Genomic DNA, 13,529 nt, shown 5'->3' with positions numbered 1-13,529 from the left:
GGATCTAAGCTGCGGCGCGGACGACACCCGCGACCTGCTGCGCTGACAATTCGGCAAGGCGGACGTAACCGCCACGTAGTTCTCGGGCCAACTCGGCTGCCAGCCCCAGACGCACGAGGCCGGTCTCGCAATCGACGACGATGGACGCGACGGACGCGTCGGCGAGAAGATGCGCGGCGACGCGGGCGCGGTGCAGCGCGTCCTTGCCGCCGGTAGCCCGGCCGTCGGTGAGCGTGACGACGAGGGCGCGACGCTGCGGGTCACGAAGTCGTTCACGCAGAACCACTTCGCGAGCACGCAGGAATCCCTCTGCGAGTGGGGATTTGCCGCCGGTACGCATCGACTGCAAGCGACGGACAGCGATGTCCACCGAAGATGTCGGCGGCAGTACGAGCTCCGCTTCACGACCACGGACGGTGATGACGGCGACCTTGTCGCGGCGCTGATAGGCGTCGCGGAGCAACGAGACAACCGCACCGGTGACCGCGGAGAGGCGGTCGCGTGCTGCCATCGACCCCGACGCGTCGACAACGAAGACGATCAGATTGCCTTCTCGCCCTTCACGTATCGCGCCGCGGAGATCAGCGGGTGCCAGCCGCAACCGTCCAGCAGTGCGACCACGGGCAACTTGAGACTCGGCTGCGGCGAAGACCGTGCTCGTCAGATGCAATCCGTGGCCACGTTCCCGCGTGGACCGCACGACTCGTCCACGGGACGACATGGACCGCGAGCGTCGTCCCGGTGCACCTTCACCGACTCCCGGAACTTCGAGGAGCTTGGCCTTGAATTCGCCGGCCGGTGGAGCCGAGGGGCGATCGGTGGCGCGTACTCCCCCACCAGGTCCGTCAGGGTCGTCCGGGCCGTCGTCGTCAGGCCCGTCGTCGTCCGGCCCTTCGTGTCCGGGACCGCCGTCATCGGAGCCGCCATCTTCCGGGCCACGGTCTTCGTGATTTTCGGGAGGTTCGGGCTCTCCGTCGCGCGAGTCGTCCTCTACCTGCGACTGAGCATCCTGGTCGGCCTGCTCGAGCGCATCGTCCAACTGCTGCTGATCCAAGCCGGGCTCGTCGAACGGATCGCGGCGGCGGCGATGCGGCAGCGTCAGTTCCGCCGCTACTCGTACGTCCTCCGCAGTGACTTCACTGTCGCCGCGCCAGGCAGCGTGGGCCGTCGCGGTGCGCGCCAGCACCAAGTCCGCGCGCATACCGTCGACGTCGAACGACGCACACAGCGAGGCGATACGACGCAGTTCGCGGTTGCTCAGCTCGACCGAGTCCAATTTCTCACGCGCCGTGAGGATTTCGGACGCCAACTCCTCATCGGCGGATACGTACCGAGCGACAAATGCCTCGGGGTCACGCTCGTAGTCGAGTCGGCGACGCACCACTTCCATGCGAATGTCGACGTCGCGGGAAGCGGCGACGTCGACAGCCAGACCGAAACGGTCCAGAAGTTGCGGACGCAGTTCTCCCTCTTCGGGATTCATCGTGCCGACGAGTACGAACTTGGCCGGATGCGAATGGGAGATGCCGTCACGCTCGATGTGAACCCGGCCCATCGCCGCGGCGTCGAGAAGCACGTCGACCAGGTGGTCGTGAAGCAGATTCACCTCGTCGACGTACAGAACACCCTGGTGAGCGGCGGCGAGCAGTCCAGGTTGGAATGCGCGCTCACCGTCACGCAGAACCTTCTCCAGGTCGATCGAACCGATCACCCGGTCTTCGGTGGCGCCCACGGGCAGTTCGACCAAGCGGGCCGGTCGTGTCGTTCCGGCGTCGTCGACCGCGGGCAGCAGCGCAGTCAGCGCGCGCACGACCGTCGACTTGGCAGTTCCCTTCTCACCGCGGACCAGGACCCCACCGATCCCTGGATGCACCGCACACAGGATCAGCGCCAATCGCAATTGATCCTGGCCGACCACAGCACTGAACGGGAAGCCCGCCACTGGTCGATCTTCTTCACTTCGCACGTCGATATCCCTCCACCTCTCGGTTTCCTCGCCGAGAATTTGGCTGCACTCGAATGTCGCGGCAACCTGGCTGAGATCTCCCGGTTTATCGGTAGAGGAGAGATCTTTCACAGTGGCGGGACCGCGCCTGGATCGAACAGGACTTCCCCGCGAACATTCGGTATCGAAAAAACCCTAGTCGGCTCGCTTTCCCACGAGCCGACCAGGGTCAATTCTCCGACAAACTAGCTGACGGCCACGAAAGGCTCTCCCCCACCACGACGCATCGGGGTGTGCGGGATGCCGTCTTCGATGAACTCTTCGCCGTCAGCCTTGAATCCGTGCTTGGCGTACATCTCGACCAAGTAGGTCTGGGCGTTGATCCGACACGGCGCTTCGCCGACCTCGGCCAGTGCGGCCTGCAGGAGGCGGGTCGTGTGGCCCTGGCCGCGAGCCTGACGCGACGTGCACAGGCGTCCGATTCGGAAGCTCTTGTTTCCGTCGTCGTGCTCTTCGAGCAGCCGGAGCGTGCACACCACCTGGCCGTCCTGCTCGAGCCAGAAGTGGCGTGTTTCCGTCAGCAGGTCCCGCCCGTCCAACTCGGGATACGGGCAAGCCTGCTCGACGACAAAGACCTCCACTCGAAGCTTCAACAACTCGTAGAACGTCTTGTTGTCGAGATCGAGTGCCCATGAACGCTTCAAAGCTGCTGTTGCCGTCATGGGTTGGACTATCACACAGTCGCGGCGGTATCCGCGACCGGAGCCGATTCGGAAGCACCGGCGGAATCGAGCTCGAGAACCTTCGAGGACCAATCCCAGACCTGGTTGAACAGGCCTTCGTTGTCGGTGAGCTTGACGCCGATGGACGGAACCATCTCGCGGAGCTTGCCCTTCCAACCCTGGAACTCGGTCGGGAAGCAGCGCTCGAGTACGTCCAGCATCGCCGGGACGGCCGTGGACGCACCGGGCGAAGCACCGAGCAGGCCGGCGATGGAACCGTCCTCAGCGGCGACCACAGCGGTACCGAATTCGAGGACACCACCCTTGCCCTTGGCACGGCGGATCACCTGGACGCGCTGGCCCGCGGTGATGAGTTCCCAGTCCTGGGCCTGCGCCTTGGGCGCGAACTCACGCAGATCCCAGATGCGACCGGCTTCGTTCTTGGCAAGCTCGCTGACCAGGTACTTGACCAGGCCGAGCTCGCTGACACCGACACCGAGCATCGAGAGGATGTTGTTCGGCTTGACCGAGCCGGGCAGGTCCGTGACGCGACCCTGCTTGAGGAACTTCGGCGACCAACCAGCGTAGGGACCGAACAGCAGACCCGGCTTGTTGCCGATGACACGGGTGTCCAGGTGAGGCACCGACATGGGCGGGGCGCCAACGGCAGCCTTGCCGTAGACCTTGGCGCTGTGCTGGTCGATGAGTTCGGGGTTGGTGCATCGCAGGAAGGCACCGCTGACCGGGAAGCCACCGAAGCCCTTGGCTTCCTTGATGCCCGACTTCTGCAGCAGGTGCAGGGCGCCGCCACCGGCACCGACGAACACGAAGCGCGAGCGAACGGTGCGCTTTTCACCGGTGCGACGGTTGGTGACCTTGACGGTCCAGGACTTGTCCGAGTTCTGGGTCAGGTTGGTGACCTCGTGGCCGAAGTACATCTTGCCGCCGGTCTTGCCGATGTAGCCGATGAGCTGCTTGGTGAGCGCTCCGAAATCGACGTCGGTGCCGTCCTGGCTCCAGTTCAGGGCGATGGGATCGGAGAAGTCGCGTCCCTTGGCCATGAGCGGCAAACGCTTGCTGAACTCGGCCGGATCGTCGATGTACTCCATACCGCGGAAGAGCGTGTGGCCGGCAAGTGCGTCGTAACGAGCACGGAGGTACTTGGCGTTGGCCTCACCGTGAACGAAGCTCACGTGCGCGATGGGGTTGATGAATTCCTTGGGCTGTGTCAGGACGCCCTGCTCTACCGCGTGTGCCCAGAACTGGCGTGACACCTGGAACTGCTCGTTGACGTTGACGGCCTTCTTGATGTCGACCGTGCCGTCCGAGTTCTCAGGTGTGTAATTGAGCTCACACAGGGCTGAGTGGCCGGTTCCCGCGTTGTTCCAGGGGTCGCTGCTCTCGGCTGCGACGGCATCGAGCCGCTCGAAGGTCGAGATCGACCAATCGGGCTGCAGCTGGCGCAGCAATGCACCCAGCGTGGCGCTCATGATGCCTGCGCCCACGAGCACTACATCCGTCTTCGTCTCTACCGCGTTCTGATTCGACACTGGAGAATCGACTTCCTTGTCATTAGCCGTGCGCGCATCCGCCTGCTGTGTTACGCCGAATAGGTTACCCGTGCGTACTCGCGCGGTTCACCACCCCCAATTGTGCTCTACAACGCGCACCCGAAACGACGATTAGATTGTGATTTGTGACTACTTGGGTTCCAGACGTCCTCGGTGACGGATATCAGCAGCTGACGATCCCGCTCGGAACGGATCCGGACGGCGAAGGCGAGGTGGACGCAACACTGGTCCGCTACCAACCGCGGAAGGAGGCGGTGAAGACACGTCGTGCCGTCTTGTACGTGCACGGATTCACCGATTACTTCTTCCAGAAGCACCTGGCCGAGCATTTTGCCGAGCAGGGCTACGCATTCTTCGCACTCGACCTGCGCAAGTGCGGGCGATCCCTCAAGCCGGGACACACGGCGCACTACGTCTCCGACCTTGCGCTCTACGACGCCGAACTGAACGAGGCGCTGCGCATCGTCCGCAGCGAGACCGACGGGAGCGAGGTGCTGCTCATGGCGCACTCGACCGGAGGTCTGATCGTTCCGCTGTGGCTGAACCGTTTGCAGCGCAAGCCCGGTGGCAGCGACGGCGCCGGAATCTGCGGGCTGGTGCTCAACAGTCCCTGGTTCGATCTTCAGGGCCCCTCGGTGGTTCGTAACGTGGGAACCACCGCGATCGACGCCCTCGGACGAGTATCGGCGAAGACGGTGATCCCGGGAACCGGACTACCGACTTACGGTTCCAGCCTTCATGTTTCGGCAAACGGAGTGTGGGACTACAACCTCGACTGGAAGCCGCTGGCCGGCTGCCCCGTCACCTTCGGCTGGATGCGGGCCGTCCGAGCGGGTCACGCGAAACTTCACCGCGGCCTCGACATCGGAGTGCCTGCGCTGATTCTGCGCTCGAAGAAGTCGCAGTTCGCCAAGGCGTACAACCCGAGCGTCGACCTCGCCGATTCCGTTCTCGACGTCAAGCAGATCGCACGCTGGGCGGGTTGCCTCGGCGATCGCACCACCATCGTCCCGATCGACGGCGCCCGTCACGACGTGTTTCTTTCGACCGAGAAGCCCTTGGCCACAGCCTTTTCCGAACTCGACCTGTGGCTGGAGTGGCTCGACGGCCACCTCACTCCGGCCGCAGAAAGTTCGGCAAGCACAGCAAGCAACACACAGGAGATCGCGCAGTGACGCACTACGACCTTGCAATCATCGGCAGCGGATCCGGAAACTCGCTGCCCGACGAGCGGTTCGACGGCAAGAAGATCGCAATCCTCGAAGAGGGCACCTTCGGCGGAACGTGTCTCAATGTCGGGTGTATCCCGACCAAGATGTTCGTCTACGCCGCCGAGGTGGCACGCACCATCACCACTGCCGAGAAGTACGGCGTCGACGCCACGCTCGACGGCGTCCGTTGGTCCGACATCGTCAAGCGCGTCTTCGGCCGCATCGATCCCATTTCCGCAGGTGGTGAGCGGTACCGCAGCGAAGACAGTCCCAACACCACCGTCTACCGCGGCCACGCCACGTTCACCGGCGACAAGACGATCGACACCGGAACCGGCGAGACGATCACCGCCGACCAGGTGGTCATCGCTGCCGGTTCGCGTCCGATCATCCCGGAAGAGATCGCGTCGAGCGGTGTGAAGTACTACACCAACGAAGACATCATGCGACTGCCCGAACTTCCCGAGCACCTGGTGATCGTCGGCTCCGGATTCATCGCCACCGAGTTCGCACACGTGTTCTCCGCGTTGGGTTCTCGCGTCTCGATCATCGGTCGCAGCCAGAGACTGCTGCGGCACCTCGACGACGAGATCTCCGAGCGCTTCACCGAGTTGGCCGAACAGAAGTGGGACGTCCATCTGGGCTCCCCCCTCACGTCGGTACGCGGCGACGGCGACAACATTGCCGTCGAACTGGCAAACGGCACAGTCGTTTCCGGTGACGTCCTTCTCGTCGCGGTGGGTCGTCAGCCGAACGGTGACCTACTCGGTCTCGACAAGGCCGGCGTCGAACTCGACGACAAGGGCTCGATCGTGGTCGACGAATACCAACGCACCACCGCCGAGGGCGTCTTCGCACTCGGTGACGTCTCGTCGCCGTACCAGCTCAAGCACGTCGCCAACCATGAAGCGCGCGTTGTTCAGCACAACCTGCTCCAGGACGCTTGGAAGGACACGTCCGAGCTTCGCAGCACCGATCACCGCTTCGTGCCGGCAGCCGTGTTCACCGACCCGCAGATCGCCGACGTCGGAATGACGGAGAAGCAGGCTCGCGACGCCGGACTCGACATCACCGTCAAGGTGCAGGCATACGGCGACGTCGCGTACGGCTGGGCGATGGAGGATCAGGAAGGCATCTGCAAGGTGATCGCCGAGCGCGGCACCGGACGCATCCTCGGTGCCCACGTCATGGGTACTCAGGCTCCGACCGTCATCCAGCCCCTCATCCAGGCGATGAGCTTCGGTTTGTCAGCTCAGGACATGGCGCGTGGCCAGTACTGGATCCACCCGGCCCTGGCCGAAGTGGTCGAGAACGCGCTGCTCGGCCTCGACATCTGAGCCCCGCAGCCCTAATGACGCCGAAAAGGCGGGCACTCCGCACAGTGGGAGTGCCCGCCTTTTCGTAGGTCAGAGTTTCACCAGGGGCTGGTACGCAGCACGATCTCGGTTGCGAGTTCGGCCGGTGCCGACTTGACGACGTCGTCGACACCCGGAAGTTCCGTCACGCGGAAGTCGGAGTACACGAAACGACCGCTGGCGTCGGCGATGGCCCGACCTCCACTGCCCACGACTACGGTGGTCGGAACCTCGACCGGCGGTACGCCGGCAATATCGCTGGCCGACGGATGTCCACGGTCCACGGCGATCAAACTCGCGAAGCGGCCGAACTGACGTGCAGCCAACAGCCACGCGAGATCGGCGCCCTCCCGGTGACCGACCAGATTCACCCAGGCGATGTTCAACTCGTCCAGAAGTACCACTGCCGAGGTCTCGTCGAGATTCTCGATCGATTCCACCGCGACGGTCCGCAGATCCGAATGGTGCAGTCGCTCACACACATCGTCGTACAAGTCGACGGGGTCGCCCTTGCCGGGGAGCAGGAGTACCGCATGCTTGCTGACCGGCCCGTCGATCCGAACGGTGCACGAACCACTGCCCACCGCTACTCGAGTCAATTCCATGTCTGGAAACGGTACGCGATCCACACTGTGGAGGACCCTGGAGTCGACAGAAGTATGACCACTCATACATTCTCACCACCGCCGGCGAGTCCGATTTGTTCGCTCTGCACCGCCTCTCCCCTGAGCGAAAGTGGCTTTCGGCGCATCTGAGGCGACGGACGTACCGTTCGCTCGAGTGGGGGGTGGGCGAAGCACCGAGCGCCTGACCGGAGGAAGCGCCTCGGTCAGCCCCTCATTGCCGGCTGATCTCGGTTCCGGCTGATCTCGGTTCCCGTCGACGTAACCAGCAGAACCAGTGCGTCCGCAGTGCGCGCGCAGAACGCGTCACCGTCGGCGAGGCCACTCGTGAGGCCCCGCACGATGGTGGTTGCAACGAGAATGTCGAAGGCCACATCGGCGGTCGACGCGATTTCCGCGTCGGACCGCTCGGGAAATTCGACACGCACGCGCTCGGCGAGCGCGAGCCGGGCCGGGTCTTCCGATCTCCGAACCAGTTGTTCGTAGGCGCCGTCTTCTTGATGGTAGGCCGACAGCAGGCCGGGAATCGCTGCGCGCGTTGCCGGTTCGGCAACTCTCGCGAGGAACCATCTCGTCCAGGCCTGCATGTCTTCACGCAAATTCGACGTGGTCGCCGGTAGCGCCGCATCCTGCATTCCGAAGACCGCATCCTCGATGATGGATTCCTTGGTCGCCCAGCGCCGATAAATTGCGGCAGTGCCCAGTTGAGCCCTTCGCGCGATGGCTGTGATCGTGGTCTTCTGGTAACCCTGCTCCGCCAGCAACTCGCGGGCGGCGGTGAGGATGGCGTCGTCCACCTGCGGATCTCGAGGGCGCCCGACTCCGACGGTGCCGATGCGTCGATCTTTGCGTTCGTCCACAACTGCGGACAGTACCCGACCGGTTTCGCCGAAAACCATTACGTTGCGTAGCGCTCCGTAATAGATTGTGAACACCCCACTCCGTCGACACAAGGACCGACTGTGATCACACCGCACGACGAACTACTCATTCATCAACTCCCGACGACACTCGACCACGTCTCCCAAAGTGACCTGCGCTGGACCGAACGCATCGTGATGTACGGCTTCGACAAAACGGGCGAGATCAGCATCATGACGGGACTGGCCAAATACCCGAACCGCAACGTCCTCGACGCCTACGCGATGGTGACGCGCAAGGGTGAGGAAGCCCGCGTGGTGCGCCTGTCCACCGAGTTGAACCCTCAGACCGGAGGACTGGCAGCGTGGAGTGTGGGGCCGTACACCTATGAAATCGTCGAACCACTCCGCCAGGTACGTTCCACGGTCGACGCAAACGAACACGGATTGAGCCTGCAACTCGACTTCCACGGCGACTTCCCGGTGTACGAGCAGACGGCAGCGTTCCATCGCACGCGCGGCCGCGTTCGCGAAGACGCCCGACGCTTCTACCAGAACGGCACCATCACGGGTTGGATCGAAATCGACGGCACCCGCATCGACATCGATCCCGACAACTGGTGGTTCGGCCGCGATCACTCGTGGGGCGTACGACACGGCGGTGGCGGCGGCAGTCTGTCCGAGGGCGCGAACCTGCAGCCGTCCGAGGTTCCGGACGGAGTCCTCTATTACATGGGGATATTCCAATTCGACGACGAGGTAGTGCATTTCGCGCAGCGCGAAACCAGTACCGGCGCGCGCTGGCAGTTCGAGGGCGAGGTGCTCTTCCCGATCGGTTCCGGCAAGGACGCGCTACCGATCATCGACGTCGAGCACGACCTGAAATTCCGTGACGACATGCGGGTGGTCGAATCCGGCACTTTCACCGTGCACCGAGCGGACCGGACCACCGACGTGATCGAGGTGAATCCAGTGTGCGATTTCTGGCCCGGACTGGCCGGTTACGACGAGTACCGGGGGTACGCCTCCGGCATGTACCGCGGCAAGGACTTCAGCGACAGCTTCACCGTCGACATCACGAACCTCGATGAAATCCGGCAGGTGAGCATGCTCAGCGAGACGCTGTGCGAGGTCCGCATGGGAGACAAAGTCGGATACGGGCTCGTGGAAATGGTCTTCATGGGCGTGAATCCCCGCTACGGGTACACCGATTGGAGCAACACACGGACAGGTACGAACAATGACTGACCGAACAGCCGCAGAAGACATCGCACCCGCCCTTGAACCACTTGTCCGGGAGCACATTCCGGGTACTCGAGGCGCCAAGATCGTCAACTTCAAGCGCACCGAACGCGGATTCTCGACGGAGACATACCTGTTCGACCTCGATGGCGCCACTGGCGAGTCGAGTGGTTTTGTTTTCCGGCGTCCACCGGAGGTTTCGCTGTTCCCCGACTACGATCTCCGCCGCCAGTTCCTCGTGACACAAAGGCTCGCGAAGTCCGACCTCGCAGTCCCCCACGTTCGGTGGATCGACAGCGGTGACAACCCACTCGGCAGCCCATACTACGTCATGGACCGCATCGGTAATGCCGAGGCGCCCAGCGACTTTCCGTCGTATCACAGTGCCGGAACATACTTCGAAGCCGATGAGGCAGGCCGAGCGAAGATGTGGTGGGGATGCGTCGAGACGATTGCGCAGATTCATCGCTTGGACCCGGACAAGCTCGAACTCGGATTCCTCTCCTACCCCAAGTTCGGCACACATCCGGTCGAACAGGCGGTGAACTACCTCGACTGGGCCGTTCGTTGGGCATCGCCGGACCTACCGCCGATATTCGACAAAGCACTGGCCTGGATGAGGGAGAACATCTACCAACCCGAACATGTGACACTGTGCTGGGGCGATGCCCGGATGTCGAACATCCTCTACGGTCCGGACCAGTCGATCGCCGGGGTTCTCGATTGGGAGATGGCCTACCTCGGCGATCACGAGTCCGACCTCGCCTGGCTGTTGTTTCTCGATTGGGCGTGTAGCAAATTCGAGGGACACACACCTTTGCCAGGCACTCCCAGCCGAGAAGAGACCATTGCCCGCTACGAGGAACTGACCGGCTGGAGGGTCGAGAACCTTTTGTTCAACGAGGTACTCGCTGCGGTTCTGCTCGCTGTTCCGCTCCTGCGCCTGTCCACGCATCTCCAACTCGGCGAACATACGGATATCACCGCGTTCTGCAAACATCGTCTCGAACAGTTGCTGCTAGACGCGTAGTCGTCCGCGTGTGATTCTCCGCAAGGCTCCCGAATCATTCCGACGGGATTTCCTGCCACTCGGCGGACAAGCGCGAAACCCACACAGGCGTGCGCCGTTCCATGAATGCACGAACACCTTCCACCGCGTCCGGCTTCCCCATGACGCGTAGATGCAGGTCCGTTTCGATGGCCGCCACCGTCTCTGGTCGACAGCTGCTGCTCTGGCTCTGCCAGAGCAGTCGCTTCGAGAGTGCCACCGACATCGGTGCAGTGTTCGTCGCAATGTCTCGGGCGATCACCAACGCCGCCGAAAGCACTTCGTCAGCGGGCAGGCAACGGCTACCCAACCCGAGCGCGATTGCCTCGGCTCCGTCGAACGTCCTTCCAGTCAAAAGGATGTCGGCGGCCACAGCCATTCCGGCGATGCGCGGAACCGTCCAATGCGCCATCGCATCCGGCAACACACCGAGGCGAACCTGCGGAATTGCATACTTGGCGTCAGCTGCAAAGATTCTGATATCGGCCTGCATCGCGATGGTGAGGCCGATTCCGATCGCATGTCCGTTCACCGCTGCGATGACCGGCTTTCGCAACTCGAACGCCGGCGGATCCACCGGTGATGACGAAAACTGCTCGCCGTCAGGTGAATCGAAGGTGCCGGCGCCGTCGCCAAGATCTGCACCCGCGCAGAATGCTGGTGGCGCACCGGTCAGCACGATCACGCGAACGGAATCGTCTTCGTCGAGCTTTCGGTACGCCTGCCCCAAGTCTCGACCCATGTGCTTGTTGAAGGCATTCCGTTTGTCAGGCCTGTCGAGGGTCACGACGGCAACGCCGCCGTCCACCGAAACCGAGATCATTGCCCCACCGCTTCCGGCCCGACGGCATCGGCCGGATGCGCAGCCAGGACGTACAGAGATCGTGCGAGGGCATCTACAAAGCGGTCCTGACCCTCGAGCCCACGGGTCAACCCCTGCATTGTCGTCGTCCCGGCCAGCAGGTCGAACAAGAACATCGCATCCGCACCTGCCGGGATCTCACCACGCCTCACCGCGTCGTCCAGCAGATCCTGAAACGCTGCACGAACCGGTGCACCGATAGCCAATAGACGTTGTCGCGCCTCCACCGTCCGCGAATCGGCAAGCAGGCCAGGAACTCCGGCCCGCGCCGCGGGTCGGGCAGCGCGAACCAGGAAGATGTGCACCCACGTCGTCAGATCCACCCGCAAATCACCGGTCGACCGAGGCAACGGATGTCCGCCCGGTCCATGCACTGCTTCTTCGATCAGGGCTTCCCGTGACGACCAGCGACGGTAGATGGCCGGCGTATTGACACCGGCAGTCCTGGCAATCGCCGAAATGGTCGTCTGCTGATACCCGACTTCGGCCAGCAGTGTGCGAGCTGCAAGCAGCACAGCCTCGTCCTTGCCTGGGTCGCGTGGTCGTCCGATACGGGCGGGAGACTCGGTTTTCACCGTTACATATTAACTCGTAACGTTATCTTCCTACCTGAACGAACGCAGTTCAGGTACCGGACGGCTTGGGGAGCCTCGTCATTCCGTAGACGTGATCAGCGCGCACCGTGAGGATCTGTCGACGCTCCGCAACCATCGCTTCGCGGTACTCCTCCCAATCGGGATGCTCCTGACCGCTGATGTCCCGGTACAGCTCGACCAGTGCGTCAGACACTTCGTCGTGAGGATCGGCCGCGACGGGTGTCACCACGGCAAGTCCTTCGATCACGGCGTAGCTCCAGAAGTCGGGCGCGCTGACGTGGAGGGAAACCCGCGGATCGCGGATCGCATTTTTACTCTTGGCGCGATCGGCTGTGATGGACACTGAAGCCGTCTTCGACTCGCCGTCCCAGCGGTAAATGATGTTGGACAACTGTGGGCGGCCGTCACGCTTGACGGTTGCCAGCACGCCTTGTTTTCCCTGGGCCACGAGTGCGAACAACGCTTCGGCGGTGTCTGTGTCATTGCTCATATCTGCACCAACGACGCCATGCGGCCGGTTTGTTCCGGAGGCAGTCCAGTTCGAAGATCGCGGACCGCAATCGCGCGATGTCTCTTCCCCCGATGGACGACAGCGGACAAAGATGGTCGACATGGCAACTTCTCACGACATCCTCCGACTGACTGCGTTCAGTTCGGATCCGGCCGGCGGTAATCCCGCCGGCGTGCTGCTCGACGCCCGCGGGCTCGACGACCCCGAATTACAATCCGTTGCAGCCGAAGTCGGGTATGCCGAGACGGCGTTCCTCATCGAACCGGAACTCGGAGGCAACCCGCGCCACAGCCGGATCCGGTACTTCTCCCCTATCGCCGAAGTACCGTTCTGCGGTCATGCCACTATTGCGACGGCCATCGCTCTCACCGAACGAGACGGCGACGGAACCTTCACATTCGAAACACCGATCGGACCGGTATCCATCGACACGGCGACCGACGAGGACGGAAGGTCCACCGCGACCTTCACCAGCGTCGAACCGTCGGTCTCGCCGATCGATCACGCCGTGCTGACAGCGCTGCTCGGGCTCATCGGCGTCGATTCGTCTGCGCTCGACGCGCGGTATCCCGCAATGCTGTCGTACGCCGGCAACACTCACCCGATCGTCGTACTTCGTGATCAGTCGACATTCGACGAGTTCACCTTCGATCCATCCGCAATGCGAATTCTGATGGACGCGCAGGGGTGGGCCGGCACGGTGACGATCCTGCATCCCCTCGACGACAACACCTTCGAAGCCCGAAATCTGTTTCCGGTGGGAAACATCGTCGAGGATCCCGCAACCGGGTCCGCAGCGGCATCGACCGGCGGTTACCTGCGCAAACTCGAACCCGCGGCCACTCCGCGGCGGATCACCATCCACCAGGGCCGACACGTCGGGCGTCCCAGTGTGCTCGAAGTCGACATCCCAGTCGACGGCGGTATCTCGGTCACCGGCACCGCAGTGCCCGTCGTCGACGGGCAATAGTCAACCTCAGCGA

General features: G+C 63.0%; 13 protein-coding genes. 5 read left to right on the top strand and 8 right to left on the bottom strand.

Annotation, left to right across the window (positions count from 1 at the left end):
• Positions 1-4: 4 nt before the first annotated feature.
• From FEZ59_RS28730 to mqo, 3 genes are all read right to left on the bottom strand, one after another.
• A complete protein-coding gene (locus tag FEZ59_RS28730; protein WP_070387002.1) occupies positions 5-1,966 on the bottom strand; it encodes a magnesium chelatase subunit D family protein in 1,962 nt (653 codons plus the stop codon).
• 224 nt (positions 1,967-2,190) lie between these two features.
• Positions 2,191-2,667, bottom strand: coding sequence for a GNAT family N-acetyltransferase (locus tag FEZ59_RS28725; protein ID WP_003942808.1), 477 nt, complete (start codon positions 2,665-2,667; stop codon positions 2,191-2,193).
• An 11-nt stretch (positions 2,668-2,678) separates the two neighbouring features.
• On the bottom strand, positions 2,679-4,217 hold the full coding sequence (gene mqo, locus FEZ59_RS28720) for a malate dehydrogenase (quinone) (protein ID WP_003942820.1): 1,539 nt from the start codon (positions 4,215-4,217) through the stop codon (positions 2,679-2,681).
• A 146-nt stretch (positions 4,218-4,363) separates the two neighbouring features.
• Here mqo and FEZ59_RS28715 point away from each other — a divergent pair, with 146 nt between their 5' ends.
• Together FEZ59_RS28715 and mtr are read left to right on the top strand one after the other, a co-directional pair.
• Entirely contained in the window at positions 4,364-5,413 is a 1,050-nt protein-coding gene (locus FEZ59_RS28715; RefSeq protein ID WP_020907416.1) for an alpha/beta hydrolase, read from the top strand.
• Positions 5,410-6,786: a mycothione reductase gene (gene mtr / locus FEZ59_RS28710; RefSeq protein ID WP_070386967.1), complete on the top strand. Its 1,377-nt coding sequence runs from the start codon at positions 5,410-5,412 to the stop codon at positions 6,784-6,786. Before FEZ59_RS28715 ends, mtr begins: the two co-directional genes overlap by 4 nt.
• Positions 6,787-6,863: 77 nt before the next feature.
• On the opposite strand, the gene FEZ59_RS28705 is transcribed toward mtr, so the two are convergent.
• A complete protein-coding gene (locus FEZ59_RS28705) occupies positions 6,864-7,409 on the bottom strand; it encodes a hypothetical protein (RefSeq protein WP_003942671.1) in 546 nt (181 codons plus the stop codon).
• 224 nt (positions 7,410-7,633) lie between these two features.
• Positions 7,634-8,362, bottom strand: a complete 729-nt coding sequence (locus FEZ59_RS28700) for a helix-turn-helix domain-containing protein (RefSeq protein ID WP_346343256.1) — start codon at positions 8,360-8,362, stop codon at positions 7,634-7,636.
• Between the two features lie 27 nt (positions 8,363-8,389).
• On the opposite strand from FEZ59_RS28700, the gene FEZ59_RS28695 reads away from it, so the two are divergent.
• Positions 8,390-9,535 carry a hypothetical protein gene (locus FEZ59_RS28695; RefSeq protein ID WP_021343973.1) on the top strand — a complete coding sequence of 382 codons (1,146 nt, stop codon included), beginning with the start codon at positions 8,390-8,392 and terminating at the stop codon, positions 9,533-9,535.
• Positions 9,528-10,559, top strand: a complete 1,032-nt coding sequence (locus FEZ59_RS28690; protein WP_172933512.1) for a phosphotransferase family protein — start codon at positions 9,528-9,530, stop codon at positions 10,557-10,559. The genes FEZ59_RS28695 and FEZ59_RS28690 overlap by 8 nt, the downstream gene beginning before the upstream one ends.
• A 34-nt stretch (positions 10,560-10,593) precedes the next feature.
• Here the strand turns inward: FEZ59_RS28690 and FEZ59_RS28685 are convergent, their stop codons facing one another.
• The 3 genes from FEZ59_RS28685 to FEZ59_RS28675 are packed head-to-tail and all read right to left on the bottom strand — an operon-like array spanning position 10,594 to position 12,525.
• Positions 10,594-11,400: an enoyl-CoA hydratase-related protein gene (locus tag FEZ59_RS28685; RefSeq protein WP_172933511.1), complete on the bottom strand. Its 807-nt coding sequence runs from the start codon at positions 11,398-11,400 to the stop codon at positions 10,594-10,596.
• Positions 11,397-12,014, bottom strand: a complete 618-nt coding sequence (locus FEZ59_RS28680; RefSeq protein WP_346343255.1) for a TetR/AcrR family transcriptional regulator — start codon at positions 12,012-12,014, stop codon at positions 11,397-11,399. The genes FEZ59_RS28685 and FEZ59_RS28680 overlap by 4 nt, the downstream gene beginning before the upstream one ends.
• Positions 12,015-12,063: 49 nt before the next feature.
• Positions 12,064-12,525, bottom strand: coding sequence for a PPOX class F420-dependent oxidoreductase (locus FEZ59_RS28675; protein ID WP_172933510.1), 462 nt, complete (start codon positions 12,523-12,525; stop codon positions 12,064-12,066).
• A 121-nt stretch (positions 12,526-12,646) separates the two neighbouring features.
• On the opposite strand from FEZ59_RS28675, the gene FEZ59_RS28670 reads away from it, so the two are divergent.
• Positions 12,647-13,516 carry a PhzF family phenazine biosynthesis isomerase gene (locus tag FEZ59_RS28670; protein ID WP_230091136.1) on the top strand — a complete coding sequence of 290 codons (870 nt, stop codon included), beginning with the start codon at positions 12,647-12,649 and terminating at the stop codon, positions 13,514-13,516.
• The last annotated feature ends 13 nt before the right edge of the window (positions 13,517-13,529 follow it).

It is taken from the genome of Rhodococcus sp. MS13, assembly GCF_013277835.1.
GTDB classification, from domain to species: Bacteria; Actinomycetota; Actinomycetes; order Mycobacteriales; family Mycobacteriaceae; genus Rhodococcus_F; species Rhodococcus_F erythropolis.
The sequence above is the reverse complement of the archived record's forward strand: the minus strand, read 5'-3'. Positions and strand labels throughout refer to the sequence as shown.